Origin of the sequence: Microtetraspora sp. AC03309 (genome assembly GCF_020826795.1) — a bacterium.
Taxonomy (GTDB): domain Bacteria; phylum Actinomycetota; class Actinomycetes; order Streptosporangiales; family Streptosporangiaceae; genus Microtetraspora; species Microtetraspora glauca.
Genome location: NZ_JADDIL010000086.1, coordinates 1 through 19,544, shown reverse-complemented (window position 1 = coordinate 19,544; position 19,544 = coordinate 1). Strand labels below are relative to the sequence as shown.

Below are 19,544 nucleotides of genomic sequence, written 5' to 3'. Positions count from 1 at the left end.
TCACGAATCGCGAGCCGGGATCGGCCCCCGCGAGGGACGCGCGGGCGATCCGGCGATCGGGCGGAGGATCAGCGGGACTGCATGATCTCGCGCATGAGACGTGCGGTCTCGCTGGGGGTCTTGCCGACGCGGACGCCGACCTTCTCCAGCGCTTCCTTCTTGGCCTGGGCCGTTCCGGCGGAACCGGAGACGATCGCGCCCGCGTGGCCCATGGTCTTGCCCTCGGGGGCGGTGAAGCCCGCGACGTAGGCGACGACCGGCTTGGTGACGTGCTCCTCGATGTAGGCCGCGGCCCGCTCCTCGGCGTCGCCGCCGATCTCGCCGATCATCACGATCGCCTCGGTGGCGGGGTCGTCCTGGAACGCCTGGAGGGCGTCGATGTGCGTGGTGCCGATGACCGGGTCGCCGCCGATGCCCACGCAGGTGGAGAAGCCGAAGTCACGCAGCTCGTACATGAGCTGGTAGGTCAGCGTGCCGGACTTCGAGACCAGGCCGACGCGGCCCGGGGTGGTGATGTCCGCCGGGATGATGCCCGCGTTGGACGCGCCGGGCGAGGCGATGCCGGGGCAGTTCGGCCCGATGATGCGGGTCTTGTTGCCCTTGGCGCCCGCGTAGGCCCAGAACTCGGTGGTGTCGTGGACCGGCACACCCTCGGTGATGACCACGCAGAGCGGGATCTCGGCGTCGACGGCCTCCTTGACGGCGTCCTTGGTGAACGCCGGGGGCACGAAGACGACCGACACGTCGGCGCCGGTCTGCTCCATGGCCTCCTTGACCGTGCCGAACACGGGCAGGCCCTCGTGGACGGTGCCGGCCTTGCGGGCGTTGACCCCGCCGACGACCTTGGCGCCGGAGGCGAGCATGCGGCGGGTGTGCTTGGTGCCCTCCCCGCCGGTCATGCCCTGCACGATGATCTTGCTGTTCTCGGTCAGCCAGATAGCCATTACGCACCTACCGCAGCGAGCTCGGCGGCGCGCTTGGCCGCGTCGTCCATAGTGTCCACCAGCTCGACGCGGGGCAGCCCGGCGTCGGCCAGAATCTGCCGCCCCAGAGCGGCGTTGTTGCCGTCCAGGCGCACCACCAGCGGGTGCGTCACTGCCTCGCCCCGGCTCTCCAGGAGCTGGAACGCGGAGACGATGCCGTTGGCGACCGCGTCGCACGCGGTGATGCCGCCGAAGACGTTCACGAAGACCGACTTCACCGACGGGTCGGAGAGGATGATCTCCAGGCCGTTGGCCATGACCTCGGCCGAGGCGCCGCCGCCGATGTCGAGGAAGTTGGCGGGCTTGGGCGTGCCGGGGAACGCCTCGCCGGCGTAGGCGACCACGTCGAGCGTGGACATGACCAGGCCCGCGCCGTTGCCGATGATGCCGACGGTGCCGTCGAGCTTGACGTAGTTGAGGTGCTTCTCCTTGGCCCGCGCCTCGAGCGGGTCCTCGGCGGCCTTGTCGACGTAGGACGCGTGCTCCGCCTGGCGGAAGTTCGCGTTCTCGTCGAGGGTGACCTTGCCGTCGAGGGCCTTGACCTGGCCGTCTGCCGACAGGATCATCGGGTTGACCTCGACGAGCGTGGCGTCCTCGTCGACGAATACGGCCCAGAGCTTCTCGATGAGAGCGGCCGCGCCGTCCAGCGACTGCTCGGGCAGGCCGCCGGCCTGCGCGATCTCGCGCGCCTTGGCGAGATCGACACCCTCGATGGGGTTGACCGGAACCTTGGCCACCTTCTCGGGTGCGGTGTGCGCGACCTCTTCGATGTCCATGCCGCCCGCCGCCGAGCAGATGGCCAGGAACGTGCGGTTCGCACGGTCGAGGAGGAAGGAGAAGTAGTACTCCTCGGCGATCTGGCTGGCTTCCTCGATCAGGACCTTGTGGACCGTGTGGCCCTTGATGTCCATCCCGAGGATCTGCGTCGCCTTGTCGTGAGCGTCGCCCGCGTCATCCGCCACCTTGACGCCGCCGGCCTTGCCGCGGCCCCCGGTCTTGACCTGGGCCTTGACGACGACACGGCCGGTCAGCTGCTCGGCAGCCGCGCGCGCCTCGTCCGCGGTGTGCGCGACGACGCCGCGCGGCACCGGGATGCCGTACTCCGCGAAGAGCTCCTTCGCCTGATGTTCGAACAGGTCCACGAGGGTCCGTCCTTCGGCTGATCTTCTAAATGTCGAGGGCCAGGCCGGTTGACCTGCCTGGCATTTCCGCGCATGAAGCCTAGCCCTAGCGAGGACGTGAACACGTCATGGGGTCCCGGTAAGCCCTTGCCAAGGACTGGCGGATACGGCAAAGTTACGCAAAAGATCCTAAATCCCTGTAGGGATGGCGGAACGGACCCAATCCACGATCTCTTCCGTCGTCGCACCGGGTGTGAAGATCCCGGCGACACCCATCTTCCGCAGCTCGGGAATGTCGGCTTCGGGGATGATCCCTCCGCCGAAAACCACGATGTCCTCGGCCTCCTGCTCCTTGAGGATCTCCATGAGCCGGGCGAAGAGGGTCATGTGCGCGCCCGACAGGATCGACAGGCCGATCGCCCCGGCGTCCTCCTGGATCGCGGTCTGCACGATCTGCTCGGGAGTCTGGTGCAGGCCGGTGTAGACCACCTCCATGCCCGCGTCACGCAATGCCCGCGCGACGACCTTGACGCCACGGTCATGCCCGTCCAGCCCTGGCTTGGCAAGAACAACCCGAATTGCACCCATGCGACCTCCCCGCAACGCGACCGGTTTCACATCCTTGCCGACTCGGCCCCGTCGTCCAAGAGGCGGGGCCTCCGAGATGGCGTGCGAACCCCGCCCTCCCGCCGCCGCGACGTTCTCCCGTACGGCTCTCGCGTGACGCCACTACCAGGGAGGCCGGGCTCGACCGCACCGCGGAACGGTCCATGGCGCCACGGGAAAGCGCTCAGGAAATCCACAGGAAATGTGGAATTTCGTGACTTCACCGTGATCACTACGCGGCAGGATGCACCATGATCACCTTATTTTGATCACCTTCTCCGCGAGAGGGGAAGGCACTTAACGGGAGGAACCCCCCTTATGAGGCGAATTATCGCCACTTTGGCTTCCGTGGGCACCGCAGCACTTCTGGCTCCCGCGCTCGCCGCCCCCGCGCAGGCGCAGCCGCGCCCGGCCGACCCGGCCTCGGCGCTCACGAAGCAGTTCAAGGTCAAGCGCGGCGTCCACGTGACGTCGGCGGCGAAGGTCGCCATCGCCGGCACCACCGCGTTCAAGCTCCGGGCGGAGGGCGACGTCCAGTTCGGGCGCTCGGGCGTCGCGGCGTCCGACATCACGACCAAGAACGACTTCGGGGCCCTCTTCGAGGACGAGGAGTCTCTCGAGGGGCTGAACGAGCCGACGCGGACGATCACCGTCGGCAGGACCGCCTACGTCAACGGCGGCATCTACGACGACCTCATGCCCGCGGGCAAGAGCTGGCTCCGGGTACCCGGCACCAGCTCGCCGGCGGCGATCGGCGGCGGCACGTTCATCAACGCGTTCGACGCGCGCAGCCTGCGGGCCGTGCTCGCGACCACCAAGGCCAAGGGCGACGGCGGCACGGTCGACGGAACGCGGACCACCCTCTATCGCGGCTCCGCCACACTCAAGCAGCTCGCCGCGTCCTCCCCCGAGCTGAAGAAGCAGCTCAAGATCATGGACGCGAGCTACGGCAAGACCGTGGTCAACTGGAAGCTGTGGGTCGGCGCCGACCAGCTCATCCGCCGCATGACCACGTCGGCGACCTACACGATGAAGAGCAAGAAGCTCAGCATCGCCATGGACATGACCAGCGACACCAAGTTCACCAAGTGGGGTTCGAAGGTCTCCATCACCGCTCCCCCGGCGAGCGAGGTCGCCACGTCGGCCGACATCGACGGCTCCGTACCGGAGGTGCCGACCATCATCACGCCCGGCATGATGGCGGCCAGGAAGTAACAGCCGCCGAGCGGACGTAGCAACAGGCGAGCGAGGGCCCCGCGGGACCGGAGACGGTTCCGCGGGGCCCTCCCGCGTCAGAGCTTCTCTACCTTGGCGTAGGCCAGCATCAGGGTCTTCTCGCCGCCGGAGCCGAAGTCGATCTTGGCTCGGGTCTTCTCGGCCTCGCCCTCCACCGCCACGACCGTGCCCAGGCCGAAGCTGTCGTGGGTGACCCGGTCGCCGGGCGCCAGATGCGGGATGGCCCGCCCGCCCGCCTTGGCGGGAGCCGCGGTACGGCGGGGCTCGCGTGAGGTGGCCGCGCCCCAGGCGGTCTTGGCCGGGTCGCTGCGCCACTCGACGAGGTCGTTCGGCACCTCGGACAGGAACCGTGACGCCGGGTTGAACGCCGGCGACCCCCACGAGGACCGTACGGCCGCGCGGGACAGGTAGAGGCGGCGCTGGGCACGGGTGATGCCGACGTAGGCGAGGCGCCGCTCCTCCTCCAGCTCCTTGGGGTCGCCCATGGACCGCATGTGCGGGAAGACGCCGTCCTCCATGGCGGTGAGGAACACCACGGGGAACTCCAGGCCCTTCGCGGTGTGCAGGGTCATCAGCGTGACGACGCCGCCGTGGTCCTCGCCCTCGGGGATCTGGTCGGCGTCGGCGACCAGCGAGACCTGCTCCAGGAAGTCGACCAGCGTGCCGTCCGGGTTGGCCTCCTCGAACTCCGCGGCCACCGCGATCAGCTCGTTGAGGTTCTCCAGGCGGCTCTCGTCCTGCGGGTCGCCCGAGGTCTCCAGCTCGGTGCGGTAGCCGGTGGCGCCCAGCACCTCCTCGGCGAGCTCGGACAGCGACAGCTCCTTGGCCCGGAGATCGTCGAGCAGGGCGGTGAACTCCCTGATCGCGTTCAGCGAGCGGGTGGCCAGCCCGTGCGCCTCGTCGGCCCGCCGCAGGCCCTCCCAGAAGCTGATCCGCTCGCGGCTCGCGAACGCCTCGATCATCGCCTCGGCCCGGTCGCCGATGCCGCGCTTGGGCACGTTCAGCACCCGGCGCAGCGAGACGGTGTCGTACGGGTTGGCCAGCACGCGCAGGTAGGCGAGCAGGTCCTTGACCTCCTTGCGCTCGTAGAAGCGCACCCCGCCCACCACCTTGTACGGCAGGCCGGTCCGGATGAAGACCTCCTCGAAGACGCGCGAGGCGGCGTTGGTCCGGTAGAAGACGGCCACCTGGCCCGGGGTGACGTCGTCCTCGTCGGAGAGCCGGTCGACCTCCTGGGCGACGAACATGGCCTCGTCGTGCTCGTTGTCCGCGACGTACCCGATGATCTTGGGGCCGGCGCCTTGGTCGGACCAGAGGTTCTTGGGCTTGCGGCTCTCGTTGCGCGCGATCACCGCGTTCGCGGCGTTGAGGATCGTCTGGGTGGAGCGGTAGTTCTGCTCCAGCAGAATCGTCTTCGCGTCCGGATAGTCGCGCTCGAACTCCAGGATGTTGCGGATCGACGCGCCGCGGAAGGCGTAGATCGACTGGTCGGCGTCACCCACCACGACCAGCTCGGCGGGCTCGACCCGCTCCTCGCCCGAGTCCGACGGGCGGACCAGGTCGCCGTCGACCGTCCTCAGCTCGGGCCGCCCGACCAGCTCGCGGACGAGGGCGTACTGCGCGTGGTTGGTGTCCTGGTACTCGTCGACCATCACGTGCCGGAAGCGGCGGCGGTAGTGCTCGGCCACCTCGGGGAAGAGCTGGAACAGCGTGACGGTGAGCATGATCAGGTCGTCGAAGTCCATCGCGCCGGCCTCGGTGAGCCGCGCCTGGTAGGTGCGGTACGCCTCGGCGAGCGTGCGCTCCAGATGCGTCTTCGCGTTGTCGGCCGCCGTCTCGTAGTCGATCAGCTCGTTCTTGAAGTTGCTGACCTGGGCGGAGAACGACTTGGGCGGGTATCGCTTGGGATCGAGGTCCAGCTCGCGGCAGACCATCGCCATGAGCCGCTGCGCGTCGGCCTGGTCGTAGATCGAGAAGCTGCTCGTGAAGCCGAGCCGCTTGGCCTCCCGGCGCAGGATGCGCACGCACGCGCTGTGGAAGGTCATCACCCACATGGCCTTGGACCGGGGACCGATGAGCCGGTCGACCCGCTCCTTCATCTCCTTGGCGGCCTTGTTGGTGAAGGTGATCGCCAGGATCTCGCCCGGCTGGACGCCCCGCTCCGACAGCAGGTACGCGATGCGATGGGTGAGCACCCGGGTCTTGCCCGAGCCGGCCCCGGCGACGATGAGCAGGGGGCTGCCCTGGTGGACGACGGCCTCCCGCTGGTGCGGGTTGAGACCGTCGAGCAAAGGATGGGTGATGGCTCGGGTGGACACGTCCCTAGGGTATGGCCGCCCACCGACATCCAGCACCCCGATCACGGGCCGTACCCGTACCTGTGTGCGAGCGTGGAACCCGGGAACGGCAGGATCGGTCGGGTGAACACGCTGCTGCCGGTCACCCCCCAGCTCGGCGTCGTGATGGCGCTTCTCGCCCTCGCCGCCGCCGGGGTCGCCGTACTCGGGCGGCTCGGGCATTCGCGCGCGATCCTGACCGCGTCCGTCCGCGCCGCGGTCCAGCTCGCCGTGGTGTCCTTCGCCATCGTGTGGGCGATCACGTACCTGCCCGCCGTGGCGGCGTTCCTCGTCGTCATGTACCTCGTGGCGAGCGTCACCGCCGGTCGGCGGATCACCCGGGGAAGGGCCGTGTGGTGGGCCGCGCTGCCCGTCGCCGCGGGGACGGCGCCGGTGCTCGTTCTGATGATCGTCACCGGCGTGCTGCCGGTGCGGGGGATCGTGCTCGTGCCGGTCACCGGGATCCTGCTCGGCGGCTGCCTCACCGCGACGGCCCTGTCCGGGCGCAGGGCGCTCGACGAGTTGCGGCAGCGGCACGGCGAGGTGGAGGCCGCGCTGTCGCTGGGCTTCTCCGTCCGTGACGCGGCGCTGGAGATCTGCCGTCCCGCCGCCGCCCAGGCGCTCGTACCCGCGCTGGACCAGACCAGGACCGTGGGCCTGGTGACCCTGCCCGGCGCGTTCGTCGGCATGATGCTGGCCGGATCGGGGCCGGTCCAGGCGGGAGCCGTACAGCTCGCGGTGCTGATCGCCCTTCTGGCCGCCGAGTCTCTGGCCGTCGTCGTGACGATCGAGCTCGCCGCGCGCGGGCGGTTCCCGGTCTGACCGTCTCCACCCGGGGGTGGAGATCGCGGTCTCCACCCGTGCGCCGATCCGGCGGTGACCCGCTTCTTCCTACCTTTGGCGCATGGAACCCCAGCAGATCGCCCTGATGAGCGTCGCCGTCGTCGTTTTCGTCGTCTACCGCCAGATGATGACGCGCCCCACCGAGAGGCGCGGGATCCTCTACTTCTCCGGGCTCATGATCCTGGCCGGACTGTCCGGTGGCGGCCTCGTCGACACCCGGCACCTCGCCCTCGGCGTGCTCATGCTGATCGCGGAACTCGCCTTCGCCGTGGGCTTCGGCGTGCTCCGCGCCTCGACGGTGCGGGTGTGGCGGGACCCGGCGGGGACGGCCTGGTCCAAGGGCACCGGCTGGACACTGGTGGCCTGGCTGGCCTCGCTCGCCTCGCGGATCGCCCTGTTCGGCGCCGGATACGCCCTGGGGCTCGCCTCGGCCCCCACGACCGTCCTTCTCTTCGTCGGCGTGACCATCGCCGTCCAGTCCCTGCTGGTGACCCGGCGGGGCCGCGCGCTGCCCGGCATCGCCGTACGACCCTCGGTTGAGGCCCCGATAACGTCATGACGTGACGACCGGCAGGCAGACGACGATCAGCCCCATCGCCCTGCGCGGAGGACTCATCGTGCTGTTCGTGGTCGGGCAGGCCGCGACGCCGCCCGGTTTCGGCCTCTCCGGAGACAGGCTCGCCGTCACCGGCCTCACCCTGGCCGTAGCCGCCGCGCTGGTCTCCGCGATCCTGCTTCCCGCGCGGGAAGCGGGATCCCCCGGGCCGGTGTTCCTCGGGATCCCTCTGAAGATCGCCGCCCTGTGCCTCTCTGCCATCGCGTCGATCGCCCTGATCGAGACGACGGACGCGGGCGGCCCGGCCATCGCCGCCCTGCTCTTCACCGTCGGGGCCGCCGCGGCGAGACACCCGCTGAGCCGCTCGTCGCCGGTCGGGATCGTCGCCCTGGCGGGGCTGCTCCTCGCCGGAGCCGCGGGCGGCGACATGCAGCAGGATCTGAGCCTGTGCTTCAGCGTCTGCGTCGCCTTCCTGATCACCTACTCGATCGCGCAGCGCCGGGCCACCAGGAAGGCCGAGGCGCGCGAGGCGGTGCTGGCCGAGCGCGCCCGCATCGCCAGGGAGATCCACGACATCCTCGCCCACTCGTTGTCCGCGCAGATCGTGCATCTGGAGGGCGCCCGGCTGCTGCTTCGCGCCGACCGGACCCAGGACGCGCTGGAACGGGTCGAACGCGCCAGAGAACTGGCCAAGAACGGCCTCGAAGAGGCCCGCAGAGCCGTGTCCGCCCTGCGCGAGGACCTGCCGCCGCTGCCCGTCGCGCTGCGTGCCCTGGCCGACGAGTTCCGTACGGCCACCGGCAGGGACTGCGCGATCATCGTGTCCGGCGCCGAACGCCGCCTCCCTCCGGAGACCGAGCTCGCGATGATCCGTACCGCCCAGGAGGCGATCACGAACGTGCGCCGCCACGCGCCCGGCTCGCCCGCGAGCGTACGGCTCGGCTTCCACGACGGCGCGTGCGAGCTTGAGGTGAGCAACCCCGCCGCCGAGGCGCCGGGCACGCCTGGGGGAGGATACGGACTCGTGGGCATGCGGGAACGGGCCGAACTCCTCGGCGGAACACTGGACGCGGGCGAGACGGACGACGGCTTCCGCGTGCGGCTGCGGGTCCCGGCGTGACCGCCCGGGTGCTGGTCGCGGACGACCAGTCGGTGGTCCGCGAGGGGCTGGTGCTCCTGCTCGGCCTCCTCCCCGGGATCGAGGTCGTCGGGTCGGCGGGCGACGGCGCGGCCGCACTGCGCCTGGTCGCCTCCGAGCGGCCGGATGTGGTGCTGATGGACCTGCGGATGCCCCGGATGGACGGCGTCGAGGCCACCCGCCGGATCCGCGCCGAGTTCCCTGACACCCAGGTCGTCGTCCTCACCACGTACGCGGACGACGAGTCGGTCTTCGCCGCGCTCCGGGCCGGGGCGCGCGGGTTCCTCACCAAGAGCGCCGACGCCGACGAGATCGCGAGGGCCGTGGCAGCGGTCATGAACGGCGACGCCCAGCTCGACCCCGGCGTGCAACGCCGCCTGATCAGCACCGTGACGGCCCTTCCCGACGCGCCCGTGCCGTCCGCGCCCGCGTTCCCGTCACCAGCCCCGGAGCCCTCCCCGGCCGCCGCCGGGACGGCGGCGGCCGACGGCCTGACCCCGCGCGAGCTGGAGGTCCTGCGGCTCATCGCCCACGGCCTTTCGAACGCGGAGATCTCCGCCCGGCTGTTCATCAGCGAGGCGACCGTGAAGACGCACATCAACAATCTCTTCGCCAAGGCCGGCCTGCGAGATCGGGCCCAGGCCGTCGCGTACGCGTACCGCAACGGGGTCGCCCACCCGAACGCCGCCCCCTGACAGCCACCGTGGTCGACGAAATCTCCAACGTCAACGCAGGTCAGCGCCTCCATGGACACCTTCGGGCGCCGCTCGGAAGAAGATCGCGGACCTGCGTTGACGTTGTTTCCTCCACCATCACCACCGTGCCCCCGGCGGGCTCGTGCCCTGGGGGCGTTCGGTCAGCAGGCCAGCGTGGTGCTGGTGCCGGCCACGCACGCCGCGCGCACCGCGCGGCCCATCAGCTGGTCCAGGGTGGGGGTGTCGACCACGGGCTCGCTTTCCACGGGGCCGGCGGTGTCCGTCGCGACCGGGTCGGGGACGTCCACCGCCGAGGCGTCGGGGTCGTCCGTGGGGTCCGGGACGGGAGTGTCCGTCGCCGTCCCGTCGCCGTCGTCGCCGTGTGGGAAGTCCGTCGGCTTGGGGGGCCTGGGGGAGGCCGTGTCCGGCGGCTCCTCCACGGGCGCCGGGGCGCCGTTGAGTATCTGGTCCACCCGTTCCGGGTTGTCCATGAGCGGCGCGATGACCGGCTCGCCCGGTGCCTGCTCGACGAACACACCCTCACCGATCGGCACATGCACCGAGGCCAGGTAGCCGGCCAGCGCCTGGGGCACCGCCCGCCCCTCGGCCTGGTAGCGCTCCAGGGCGTTGTGCACGTAGAACAGGCCGTGCCCCGCGCTGCCGATGGAGGCCCGCAGGTCGGCCAGGGTGCTCTGAATCGGCTGCTCGACCTGCAGCCGGATCTGGCCGTTCTGCTGGCCCAGGCCGAGCTCTCCGGCCAGGACGCGGTCCACATTGACGACGAGATTGGCGTAGCGGGTCGCGGCGTCGGGAGCGTCGTAGCCGACGATGGGCGCGACGTCCGCGCTGTCGTCGGAGCCGAAGGCGATCCCCGGCTCGATGCCGACGACGGTGCCCTCCAGCAGCGCCGCCGCGGGGGTGAAGGCGCCGGAGGCGGGCGCGCCGGGCGTCAGGTCGTCCAATGAGTCGTACAGGTACGTACCGGTCGACTCGCCCGCACCGGAGCGCATCTTGGACCAGAACGAGGGAGCGGGCTCACCGGACCGGGCGGCGGCCACTCCGGCGGCGGTCGCCAGGCCGAGTGCGACGGCGAGGGTGAGGCCCACCCCCGCGGTACGGGACCGGAGCATCTTCGACATGTGTCCCATCCTCAGAATCGGCTGTTGATGTGCGCGACGTCATGCGAGGAGTAGCTGCGCACGGTGGATCGGCCCGACTTCATGCAGGAGTTGCTCTCGGAGGAGTGGCCGAGCCCGACGCTGTGCCCGACCTCGTGGCAGGTCGTCTTCTTGCGCTCGTTCTCCGAGAAGCGACTCATGTCGGCCAGGTCGAAGCGGATCTCATACTGGTCGCACTTCCACCAGCCGTTGATGAGCCCCGGGCTGATCACACGTACGCATTGGGCACGGGCGTAGATGTTCTTGCCGGTGCTCGACCCGTCCCAGTCCAGACCCCAGTAGTCGTCGTAGTACTGGTCGAACATCTCCACGTCGGTGTGGACGTCGGGGGTGGAGTCGTAGTGCGTGACCATGTCGGTCTGGGCGTCCAAGTGGATCATGGCGTAGTTGCCGGCGACCTTCATGTACGAGGTCAGCGACGAGTAGTTGTAGTAGTGGTCCTTGTTGTCCGCCTGCGCGCAGCACCCCGACGGATGCAGGTACGACCACCCGAAGGTGTTGGCGTTCGCCGGCGGGGCGAGTGTGAGCAACATGACGAACGTGAGCAGAGCCGCGACCGGGGCCAGGAGCATGCCTCGGATTCCCGATTCACTGTGGGGGGTTTGGGGCACCCGTATTCCTTCCAAAGACAAAGGCGCAAACACGATGATCTTCGCGTCCTGTAATCGTTTACGCAATCCTTTTGGGCAACATCGGTCAGGGCTTCGTCAAGGCTCGTGTCACCAGATGTGGACCAGTGGTGACGGCGCAGGAAACGCTCCCCGCAGCCGTCGACGGGAAGCGGTGGCCTCGGCCCGGTGAGCATCCCCAGTGGAACCACACGTCGCGGGGCGATGAGCTGGACCCTCGGCAGCGGAAGCCGGTCGATGCCGGCCCGATCGGCGGAGGTGCCGTCGATATCCTGCACCACATGATCAACTCATCCGCGAGCCCTGACGACGCCGAGGTCGCGATAGCCGCGGCGCACGCCGGCGCAGACGTGGTGCGCACCATGTACGGCCGGCGGCTCGCCCGCATCGACAAGGGAGACGGGGACTTCGCCACCGCCGCCGACGTCGAGGCCGAGAAGACGATCCTCGGCGTCATCCGTACCGCTCGACCCGAGGACGCGGTGCTCGGCGAGGAGGGCGGGCGGCAGGGGGCCGTCGGGGCTGCGCGCCGGTGGCTGGTGGATCCCTTGTGCGGCACGCTGAACTACGCCGTCGGCACCATGCTGGTGGCCGTCAACGTGGCGCTGCGTGACGGGGCGGCGGCGGTGGCCGACCCGTTCGGTGGCGAGGTCTTCTTCACTGACGGTGAGACCGCCTGGGTGCGGCGGGACGGGGCCGACGCGCAGCTGGCACCCACGTCCACCACCCGGCTGGTGGACGTCAACCTGGACCCGCCGTTCCCGAACGCGCCTGACTTCCGGGCTGTGGATCTGCTGGCCCGCCCCGGATTCGTCGAGCGATTCCGGCCGCGGGTCGTGTCCACGACGCTGGCGTTGGCCTGGGTCGCCGCCGGCAAGCGTGCCGCGTACGTCACCGATGGCGGCGACCTGTCCGGGAGCGTGCATTTCGCCGCCGGCATCGCCCTCTGCCGGGCCGCCGGCTGCGTGGTCACCGGGATCGACGGAGCCCCGATCGGGGCATCGGGCCGCGGACTCGTTGTGGCCGCCGACGCCGAAACCCACGGGCTACTGATGTCGATGATCCGCAATCGGAGTTAGGAGAACCGCGCCCGAAGGGCCGCCCTCGCGTCGGTCTCGACGGGACCCGGGTACCGGGGACGTGCGCGGCGACGCTACGACGTCTCGGCGGCGAGCCGGCGGGCCTGGTCACGGCCCACTTCGGCGGCCTGGTGGAGATAGCTGCTGTCCTCCTCCGCGGTCCTCTCCCCGGACGCCGAGAAAAGCCCGCTGGCCGCCTCGCACCTGGACGTGGAGAAGGCCCTCATCGCCTCCTCCGTCCGGACCACGTCGCTGCGCCCGGGATCATTCGCGAGCAACGCACTGGCCTGGAGTCGGAGCCTGCGGTCAGGCCGGCCGATAAGCCTGCCCTTCCCCGACTCCCACAGCGACCCCATCCATGAGGCCGACATCGCCGAGGCGGCCCTCGCCGTGTTCACCGACCCGACCGTGGCCGGACGTCCGTACACGCTGACCGGTCCGGAGTCGCTCACCTTCGCCGAGCAACTCGACATCCTGAGCCGGACGATCGGCCGTCCGATCCCCATCGAGCGGGTCAGCCGGGAAGACCGGAAGGCGGAGATGGCCGAACACATCCCGGCCGCCTTCGCCGACTCTCTGCTGGACTGGTGGAAGTCCAACGACGGATCGCCGGTCGAGATCACCCAGACCGTGCAGGAGTTGACCGGCCGGCGCGCGCGTACCTTCACCACCTGGGCGCGAGATCACGCCGGCGACTTCCGGGCATGACCGGAAACGGGAGGGGGCCGGGTGGGGCGTGGCGAGGAGCGCGGGCCGCTCAGCAGCTCGCGACTCCCTTGCCGAAGCCCGTCGCGAAGGCCTCCTGGCGCTTCTCGGGAGTGCCGTGGGCGTCGGGCTCCCACCAGGCGTCGGTGGGGTCTCCCGCCGCTTCGAGGTTCGTGAGAAGCTCGGCGTCGTCGCCCTCCTCGGCCTGGATCAGGTCGGCGTTGATCAGCCCGCCGAGCGTGGCGCCGGCGTAGCAGTCGGCCTGGAGCTCCTGCTCCACGTTGTAGCTGAAGTCGTTCTCCAGCTGGGCCTGTACGGCATGGCCGAACTCATGCGGGATGACGACATAGACCGCCCCGTCCCCCATCTGGTCGTACATCGCCCGCAGCCACGTCGCGTCATAGGCGATGAAGTGCCCGTCCGGGCAGTAGAAGGCGTTCTCCGGAAGGGCCTTCTCACCGCCGCAGACCGGTCCGCTCGTCGCGTCGTACGCGATGAAGTCCTGGACGGGTTGGTACGTTCCACCGGCGGCCTGGAACTCCTTCGCCCAGAACGACTCGGTGAGGCATCTGGCCAGTTCGACGTCGCCCGCGAAGTCGTCGCCGGCGACGTCGCAGGCGGACGCGGACGTCGAGGCGGGCTTCTCCGGCTTCTTCGACGGCGCCTCGGAGAGATCGCCGACCGCGCCGCAGGCGGCGGTCAAAATCATGGAATACGTGAGGGCGAGCAACATACGGGGGGAGATCACTGCTTATCCGCCTATCAACTGAATGATCGGATAGCTGGATCATCGCGCACGCTGTCGTGGGTTCCAACCAGGGGGTGGGCCCGCAGGCGTCCTTCAACGATTCCCGGCGGGTTTCCGCGCCCTGGCGTCGAGCTTCCGTGCCGCACGGGCGGCGAGATAGCCGAACGAGTTCGTGGCCAGGTGCGTCAGCGAGGGGGCGAGCAGCCCGCCACGGCGACGCAACTCCTGGAAGGCCGTTCCGGCCAGCGCGGTCGAGGCCACCGTGCCCGCCACGAGACGAGCCGTCCCCCGCACCTCGTCCAGAGATTCTCCGGCTGTCAGGCGGCCCAGCGCGGGGTTCGCCCGAGCCATGTCCACGGCGGGCAGGACGTGCCACAACCCGAACAGCGCGGCCGTCGCGGCGGTCGCCGTACGGGACGGGAACGGACCGGACGGGAACGCACGGGCGAGCAGCGCGGGCAGGACACCGCGGAAGGCGACCTCCTCGAGCAGGACCGTCCCCAGCGGCACCTGGAGCAGCACCTCCTCCAGCAGCCGGGCGCGGGACAGGGAGAGCGCGCGCTCGTCGAGGAACAGCGGGCGGGTCCGGGACGAGGCGACCCCGGCGGCGTAGACGGCGGCCACCCCGGCGGCGAGCGCCCCTCCGACGCGCGCTCCACGCTCCGCGCGTTGGAAGCCCAGATCAGCCCAGGTCAACCCGTCACGGCGGGCGATCGCGAGCAGGGCGGCGGTGGCCGCGACCGACGTCGCGGGCGCCCAGCGCCTGGCGATCCGGTTGTTCGACACGTTCGCCAGAACCAGCACACCCAGCGCGCACGCCAGCGGCGCGACCCGCCCTTTTACCCGTTCCGCCACGGATTCTCCCGTCGAGCCCCTCGCCCGGACACTCCCGCGCCGAACCTAACGCGAACGACGTCCTTTCGCGGTCCCTCGTACGACGGCATCCGGGCGCCGGCATCCGGGCGCCGGTATCCGGGCGCCGACATCCGGTCGACGTCCGGAAGCGGGCCGCTAGCGGTCCCAGAGATGGACCGGCTCGTTGGCGCGCATGCGCTCGATGTAGCGCAGCGTCATCTCGCGCAGCGCCTCATAGTCCCCGCCGAGCGCCCGTGCGGTCTCCACCTGCCAGGTCGCGCCGTTCCGCGACGTCAGGCAGCGCTGCTCGATGATCCCGAGAAGCCGGTCACGGTACGACGCGCCGACGCCGCAGAGTTCGAGCCCCTGCTCGGCGAGCGGCAGCAGCCGCCGGCAGATGAGCTCGGCGGCGGGCACCTCGCCGAGGTCCGGCCAGTACAGGCGGGCGTCCAGGCCGTACTTGGCGGCGTTGCGGAAGTTCTCCTCGGCCGCGGCGAAGGACATCCGCGTCCAGACCGGGCGTTCCGCCGTGGGCAGCACCCGCATCAACCCGTAGAAGAAGGCGGCGTTGGCCGTGATGTCCGCGACCGACGGTCCCGCCGGCAGCACCCTGTTCTCCACCCGCAGGTGCGGCGTGCCGTCCACGACGGCGTAGACGGGCCGGTTCCAGCGGTAGATCGTGCCGTTGTGCAGGGTCAGCTCGCCGAGCTCGGGCACGCCTCCCCTGTCGAGCACCTCACGCGGATCCTCCTCGTCGCACACCGGCAGCAGCGCGGGAAAGTAGCGGACGTTCTCCTCGAACAGGTCGAAGACCGAGGTGATCCATCGCTCGCCGAACCACACCCGAGGGCGTACGCCCTGGGCCTTGAGCTCTTCGGAGCGGGTGTCCGTCGCCTGCTCGAACAGGTTGATCCGCGTCTCGCGCCACAGCTCCCTGCCGAAGAGGAACGGCGAGTTGGCCGCGACGGCGACCTGCGGCCCGGCGATGGCCTGCGCCGCGTTCCAGTGGTCGGCGAACGCGGACGGGCTGACCTGCAGATGGCATTGGAGGCTGGTGCAGGCCGCCTCCGGCGTGATGCTGTCGGCGTACGTGTCGAGCCGCTCGACGCCCTCGATCACGATGTGCAGATCCTCACCGCGAGCGGCGAAGATCTGTTCGTTGAGCAGCTGGTAGCGGGGATTCGACGACAGGGTCGCCTCGCAGACGTCGCTTTCCCGCAGCGTGGGCAGGATGCCGACGAGCACCAGGTGCCCGCCGACGGTTTCGGCCCGCTCCTGGGCCCGCTCCAGGCGCCGCAGGATGGTCTCCTCCAGCCGGAGCGACCCGTCGCGGTACAGGCCCTGCGGCTGGATGTTCATCTCCACGTTGAACCGGCCCAGCTCGGTGCCCCAGCCGGGCTCGGCGATGGCGGCGAGGACCTCGTTGTTCTTCATCGCCGGCTCTCCCCTGGAGTCGACGAGGTTGAGCTCTATCTCCAGGCCCGCGCGCGGCCGGTGCAGCTCGAAGCCCGACTCGCGCAACATCTGGGCGAGGACGTCGAGCGACCGCCGGATCTTGTCGCGGTACCGGCGGCGGTCGTCCCTGGTGAACGCCATGGCGGGTACGTCACGCCCCATTGACCCAGCGTACGCACCCCGAAGCGGGTCAGACCAGACGTCGGGCGGTGGCCCAGCGAGACAGTTCGTGCCGGTTGGAGAGCTGGAGCTTGCGCAGCACGCTCGACACGTGGGTCTCGACGGTCTTCACCGAGATGAACAGCTCCTTGGCGATCTCCTTGTACGCGTACCCGCGCGCGATCAGCCGCAGCACCTCGCGCTCGCGCTGGGTGAGCGAGTCGAGCTCGGGATCGATGGGCGGGGCCTCGGTGGAGGCGAACGCGTCCAGGACGAAGCCGGCGAGCCGCGGTGAGAAGACCGCGTCGCCGTCCGACACCCGGACGATCGCGTCGGTGAGCTCGGCGCCGCTGATCGTCTTGGTGACGTAGCCGCGGGCGCCGCCCCGGATGACGCCGATCACGTCCTCCGCCGCGTCGGACACCGACAGCGCGAGGAACCGCACCTGGGAACCCGCCCCGAGGACCCGCCTGAGGACCTCCTGGCCACCGCCGCCGGGCATGTGCACGTCGAGCAGCACGACGTCCGGCTGCAGCTCGGCGATCGACGCGACCGCGGTCTCGACGTCCTCGGCCTCCCCGATCACCTGGATGGACGGCCCCAGCTCCGCGCGGACGCCGGACCGGAACAACCGATGGTCATCGACGATCAGCACGCGTACGGTCTTCATCTGTTCTCCACCACTCCTCGCTCGTTCCGGGCGGCCGGACACCGCGCGGGTTCGTTCGCCGTTCCCGGCGGCCTCGTCACGACGTCCTCTTCATCGTCAGCATGACCTCGGTCCCGTCGCCGGGCGTCGTCCTGACCCGGGCGCTGCCGCCGTTGCGCTCCATCCTGCCGATGATCGACTGGCGGATGCCCATGCGGTCGGCGGGGACGCCGTCGAGGTCGAAACCCTGGCCCCGGTCCCGGACGAACACGGTGACCTCGTCGGGCTCCACCTCGGCGTACACCGAGATCACCGGGGCCCCAGAATATTTGGCCGCGTTCACCATCGCCTGCCGGGCCGCCTGCAACAGGGCTCCCAGCCTCTCGTCCAGCTCGCAGTCGCCCACGCAGACGATCTCGATCGGAACGCCGTGGGCGTCCTCCTCCTCGGCGGCGACCCTGCGTACGGCGGCGGCCAGGGTGGCGTCGGCGTCCTGCTTCGGCTGGTAGAGCCAGTTGCGCAGCTCACGCTCCTGGGAACGGGCCAGCCGCGTCACCTCGCGGGAGTCGTGCGCGTTGCGCTGGATCAGCGTCAGCGTGTGGAGCACGGAGTCGTGGACGTGCGCGGCGACCTCGGCCCGCTCCTCCTGCCGGATGCGCTCGGTGCGCTCGCGCTGGAGCTCCTTGACCAGGGTGGCCAGCCACGGGGCGGCGATCATCAACATGCCGCCCACGACGACGGCGGTGAACACCAGGCCGGTCTTCGCCTTGGCCAGTTCGCCGCTGGCGGCCAGGAAGCCGATGGCGCCGACGATGATGAGGAGCGCGCCGACGATGGTCCTGACCCAGCTCGCGTTGAACTTGCTGACCGCGCCGGACATCCAGCGCTGCCGCCTGCCGGGGTCGGCCTGCTGCCAGAGGATCAGCGCCCCGATGCCTCCCGCGGCGATCGGCCACGTGCCGATGCCGCCGTCGGAGGCGCCGGTGATCCAGCCGAATCCGGCGATGGCCATCCACAGCACGCCGTACGCGGCGAACTGCCCCCAGTCGCGGGCCGGCTGCGGGCCCTTGACCTGCTCTTTCGGTGTAAACATCCACAAGGCCGCATAGGCGACGACGCCCAGCCCGTTGACGACGGTGAGCAGCACGAACCCCAGACGCAACACGACGGGATCGAGCCGCAACTGGGCGGCGGCACCCTGCGCCACCCCGGCGACGACGCGGCCGGAGGCGGGCCGGACGAGGCGGGGTGCGGCGGCGGGGACAGTAGGCGTTTCAGACATCTCGCGCAGCATCGTCACATGACACGCGCCATGGTCGCATCAGGGCGTGCCCTGATGCGACCCCTGAGGGGTCCGGGGTGAGTCAGGGGTTCCCCCGATGGCCGCCGGGGCCGATGACCCGCCACGATGGGACCATGACCGAAGCACCGCCCACCTCCACCGAGGAATCCGCACCCACCGAAGAGCGGGTGCTGCACCGATCCGGCGAAGGCCGGGTGATCACTGGAGTGTGCGCGGGCCTCGGGCGGTACACCGGCATGGATCCCGTCCTGTTCCGCGTGGGTTTCGCGGTTCTCGTCCTTGGATCCGGCATCGGCATCATGCTGTACATCGCGGCCTTCCTGCTCATGAAGGACACCGAGGGCAGGCCCGGATACGTCGAGCAGTGGACCCGCCGCATCTTCGACACCGAGACGGTGCTGGCGCTGCTGGCCGCGGTCTTCGCGTTCGGCCTGATCATCAACGTGGCGTCCGGCGGGATCGGCATGGGCACGATCGTCGTCGGCACGCTCCTGGCCATCGCGCTGCTGGCCGCCCACGCCCGCGGCGTCGACCTGCTCGCACTGGCCAAGTCGCTCCCCGAGCGGATCCTCGGCCGTCGCGGCATGACCCCCGCCCAGGAGAGCGCCTTCTCCTCCTGGCCCGGCACCCGCCCCACCATGTCGAGCCCGTACGGCATGCCGCCGCAGGGGCCGGGCGGGCCGTACGGGGGTGGCCCGTATACGCAGAATCCGCACGCCCAGCCGTTCGGCACGCCCCCGTACGGCCAGGCTCCCTATGGCCAGGCGCCGGGGCAGTCGCCCTACGGCCAGGCGCAAGGCCAGTCGCCGTACGGGCAGACACAGTACGCGCAGGCGCCGTACGGGCAGGCTCCGCACGGCCCCGCCACGACCGGGACCACCGCGGGCCGGACTCCCGACCTCACCGAGACGGCCGGGAACGGGAGCACCGAGCCCGCCGGGAAGGCCGCAGGCGAGACCGCTCAGGCTGCTCAGGCTGCCGCTGAGGCTGCTGAGAAGACCGATGGCGGGACGATCGAGCCCACCGCGAACGAGACGCGCGCGGAGAACGCCGCACAGCCGGAGAACGCCGCACAGCCGGAGAACGCCGCACAGCCGGAGAACGCCGGGCAGGCGGAGAACGCCGGGCAGGCGGAGAAGGACGCGCACGGGGCCGGGGAAGGGGAGAACGACGAGCACGCCGGGAAGGCCGGGCAGGCCGTCGCGGCCGAGACGCCGGCGACCGGACGGGCGGGGGTCACGATGCCGCTGACCCCGCCGATGACCGCGAC

Annotated in this window: 20 protein-coding genes; 8 read left to right on the top strand and 12 right to left on the bottom strand. The window is 70.3% G+C overall.

Features of this window, described 5'->3' with window-relative positions; genetic code table 11:
• Nucleotides 1-68: 68 nt before the first annotated feature.
• The 3 genes from sucD to IMZ11_RS35945 all read right to left on the bottom strand — a co-directional run bounded on the left by sucD (nt 69) and on the right by IMZ11_RS35945 (nt 2,692).
• Entirely contained in the window at nt 69-944 is an 876-nt protein-coding gene (gene sucD, locus IMZ11_RS35955) for a succinate--CoA ligase subunit alpha (protein ID WP_228646896.1), read from the bottom strand.
• Nucleotides 944-2,125 carry an ADP-forming succinate--CoA ligase subunit beta gene (gene sucC / locus IMZ11_RS35950; RefSeq protein ID WP_228646895.1) on the bottom strand — a complete coding sequence of 394 codons (1,182 nt, stop codon included), beginning with the start codon at nt 2,123-2,125 and terminating at the stop codon, nt 944-946. Before sucC ends, sucD begins: the two co-directional genes overlap by 1 nt.
• Before the next feature lie 168 nt (nt 2,126-2,293).
• The gene (locus tag IMZ11_RS35945; protein WP_061253306.1) at nt 2,294-2,692 is read right to left on the bottom strand and encodes a cobalamin B12-binding domain-containing protein; all 399 of its coding nucleotides are present in this window, start codon (nt 2,690-2,692) and stop codon (nt 2,294-2,296) included.
• Nucleotides 2,693-3,058: 366 nt separating this feature from the next.
• On the opposite strand from IMZ11_RS35945, the gene IMZ11_RS35940 reads away from it, so the two are divergent.
• Nucleotides 3,059-3,925 (top strand): hypothetical protein, encoded by an 867-nt coding sequence (locus IMZ11_RS35940; RefSeq protein ID WP_228646894.1) that lies wholly within the window; start codon nt 3,059-3,061, stop codon nt 3,923-3,925.
• Between the two features lie 77 nt (nt 3,926-4,002).
• Here IMZ11_RS35940 and pcrA read toward each other — a convergent pair whose 3' ends face one another.
• On the bottom strand, nt 4,003-6,237 hold the full coding sequence (gene pcrA, locus IMZ11_RS35935) for a DNA helicase PcrA (RefSeq protein WP_228646911.1): 2,235 nt from the start codon (nt 6,235-6,237) through the stop codon (nt 4,003-4,005).
• Nucleotides 6,238-6,366: 129 nt separating this feature from the next.
• On the opposite strand from pcrA, the gene IMZ11_RS35930 reads away from it, so the two are divergent.
• The 4 genes from IMZ11_RS35930 to IMZ11_RS35915 all read left to right on the top strand — a co-directional run bounded on the left by IMZ11_RS35930 (nt 6,367) and on the right by IMZ11_RS35915 (nt 9,514).
• The gene (locus IMZ11_RS35930; protein ID WP_228646893.1) at nt 6,367-7,104 is read left to right on the top strand and encodes an ABC transporter permease; all 738 of its coding nucleotides are present in this window, start codon (nt 6,367-6,369) and stop codon (nt 7,102-7,104) included.
• An 82-nt stretch (nt 7,105-7,186) separates the two neighbouring features.
• Nucleotides 7,187-7,684 (top strand): hypothetical protein, encoded by a 498-nt coding sequence (locus tag IMZ11_RS35925; RefSeq protein ID WP_228646892.1) that lies wholly within the window; start codon nt 7,187-7,189, stop codon nt 7,682-7,684.
• A 1-nt stretch (nt 7,685) separates the two neighbouring features.
• Complete coding sequence (locus IMZ11_RS46480) at nt 7,686-8,801, top strand: sensor histidine kinase (protein ID WP_228646891.1); 1,116 nt, start codon at nt 7,686-7,688, stop codon at nt 8,799-8,801.
• Nucleotides 8,798-9,514 carry a response regulator transcription factor gene (locus IMZ11_RS35915; RefSeq protein ID WP_228646890.1) on the top strand — a complete coding sequence of 239 codons (717 nt, stop codon included), beginning with the start codon at nt 8,798-8,800 and terminating at the stop codon, nt 9,512-9,514. The genes IMZ11_RS46480 and IMZ11_RS35915 overlap by 4 nt, the downstream gene beginning before the upstream one ends.
• 161 nt (nt 9,515-9,675) lie before the next feature.
• On the opposite strand, the gene IMZ11_RS35910 is transcribed toward IMZ11_RS35915, so the two are convergent.
• Both IMZ11_RS35910 and IMZ11_RS35905 read right to left on the bottom strand, forming a co-directional pair.
• On the bottom strand, nt 9,676-10,653 hold the full coding sequence (locus IMZ11_RS35910) for a hypothetical protein (RefSeq protein ID WP_228646889.1): 978 nt from the start codon (nt 10,651-10,653) through the stop codon (nt 9,676-9,678).
• 11 nt (nt 10,654-10,664) lie between these two features.
• The gene (locus IMZ11_RS35905; RefSeq protein WP_228646888.1) at nt 10,665-11,264 is read right to left on the bottom strand and encodes a matrixin family metalloprotease; all 600 of its coding nucleotides are present in this window, start codon (nt 11,262-11,264) and stop codon (nt 10,665-10,667) included.
• A 338-nt stretch (nt 11,265-11,602) separates the two neighbouring features.
• On the opposite strand from IMZ11_RS35905, the gene IMZ11_RS35900 reads away from it, so the two are divergent.
• Nucleotides 11,603-12,400, top strand: a complete 798-nt coding sequence (locus IMZ11_RS35900) for an inositol monophosphatase family protein (RefSeq protein ID WP_228646887.1) — start codon at nt 11,603-11,605, stop codon at nt 12,398-12,400.
• Nucleotides 12,401-12,474: 74 nt separating this feature from the next.
• Here IMZ11_RS35900 and IMZ11_RS35895 read toward each other — a convergent pair whose 3' ends face one another.
• A complete protein-coding gene (locus IMZ11_RS35895; protein WP_228646886.1) occupies nt 12,475-12,627 on the bottom strand; it encodes a hypothetical protein in 153 nt (50 codons plus the stop codon).
• Here IMZ11_RS35895 and IMZ11_RS35890 point away from each other — a divergent pair.
• Nucleotides 12,611-13,108, top strand: coding sequence for a hypothetical protein (locus tag IMZ11_RS35890; RefSeq protein ID WP_228646885.1), 498 nt, complete (start codon nt 12,611-12,613; stop codon nt 13,106-13,108). The genes IMZ11_RS35895 and IMZ11_RS35890 overlap by 17 nt on opposite strands.
• Before the next feature lie 49 nt (nt 13,109-13,157).
• Here the strand turns inward: IMZ11_RS35890 and IMZ11_RS35885 are convergent, their stop codons facing one another.
• The 5 genes from IMZ11_RS35885 to IMZ11_RS35865 form a co-directional block, all read right to left on the bottom strand.
• Nucleotides 13,158-13,853, bottom strand: a complete 696-nt coding sequence (locus IMZ11_RS35885) for a neutral zinc metallopeptidase (RefSeq protein ID WP_228646884.1) — start codon at nt 13,851-13,853, stop codon at nt 13,158-13,160.
• Nucleotides 13,854-13,946: 93 nt separating this feature from the next.
• A complete protein-coding gene (locus IMZ11_RS35880) occupies nt 13,947-14,708 on the bottom strand; it encodes a type II CAAX prenyl endopeptidase Rce1 family protein (RefSeq protein ID WP_228646883.1) in 762 nt (253 codons plus the stop codon).
• Nucleotides 14,709-14,864: 156 nt separating this feature from the next.
• Complete coding sequence (locus IMZ11_RS35875) at nt 14,865-16,325, bottom strand: glutamate--cysteine ligase (RefSeq protein ID WP_228646882.1); 1,461 nt, start codon at nt 16,323-16,325, stop codon at nt 14,865-14,867.
• 28 nt (nt 16,326-16,353) lie between these two features.
• Nucleotides 16,354-16,992 carry a response regulator transcription factor gene (locus IMZ11_RS35870; RefSeq protein WP_061253298.1) on the bottom strand — a complete coding sequence of 213 codons (639 nt, stop codon included), beginning with the start codon at nt 16,990-16,992 and terminating at the stop codon, nt 16,354-16,356.
• A 76-nt stretch (nt 16,993-17,068) separates the two neighbouring features.
• Nucleotides 17,069-18,253 (bottom strand): ATP-binding protein, encoded by a 1,185-nt coding sequence (locus IMZ11_RS35865; RefSeq protein ID WP_228646881.1) that lies wholly within the window; start codon nt 18,251-18,253, stop codon nt 17,069-17,071.
• Nucleotides 18,254-18,387: 134 nt separating this feature from the next.
• Between IMZ11_RS35865 and IMZ11_RS35860 the strand changes: the two genes are divergently transcribed.
• Nucleotides 18,388-19,544 (top strand): PspC domain-containing protein (locus IMZ11_RS35860; RefSeq protein WP_228646880.1); only part of this gene is annotated, 1,157 nt, incomplete at its 3' end.

Bases quoted from the DNA above. Each gene is read 5' to 3' on its own strand.
- sucD (WP_228646896.1), bottom strand. From the start codon at position 944: ATGGCTATCTGGCTGACCGAGAACAGCAAGATCATCGTGCAGGGCATG.
- IMZ11_RS35945 (WP_061253306.1), bottom strand. From the start codon at position 2,692: ATGGGTGCAATTCGGGTTGTTCTTGCCAAGCCAGGGCTGGACGGGCAT.
- IMZ11_RS35925 (WP_228646892.1), top strand. From the start codon at position 7,187: ATGGAACCCCAGCAGATCGCCCTGATGAGCGTCGCCGTCGTCGTTTTC.
- IMZ11_RS35910 (WP_228646889.1), bottom strand. From the start codon at position 10,653: ATGTCGAAGATGCTCCGGTCCCGTACCGCGGGGGTGGGCCTCACCCTC.
- IMZ11_RS35905 (WP_228646888.1), bottom strand. From the start codon at position 11,264: ATGCTCCTGGCCCCGGTCGCGGCTCTGCTCACGTTCGTCATGTTGCTC.
- IMZ11_RS35900 (WP_228646887.1), top strand. From the start codon at position 11,603: ATGATCAACTCATCCGCGAGCCCTGACGACGCCGAGGTCGCGATAGCC.
- IMZ11_RS35895 (WP_228646886.1), bottom strand. From the start codon at position 12,627: ATGAGGGCCTTCTCCACGTCCAGGTGCGAGGCGGCCAGCGGGCTTTTC.
- IMZ11_RS35875 (WP_228646882.1), bottom strand. From the start codon at position 16,325: ATGGGGCGTGACGTACCCGCCATGGCGTTCACCAGGGACGACCGCCGC.
- IMZ11_RS35870 (WP_061253298.1), bottom strand. From the start codon at position 16,992: ATGAAGACCGTACGCGTGCTGATCGTCGATGACCATCGGTTGTTCCGG.
- IMZ11_RS35865 (WP_228646881.1), bottom strand. From the start codon at position 18,253: ATGTCTGAAACGCCTACTGTCCCCGCCGCCGCACCCCGCCTCGTCCGG.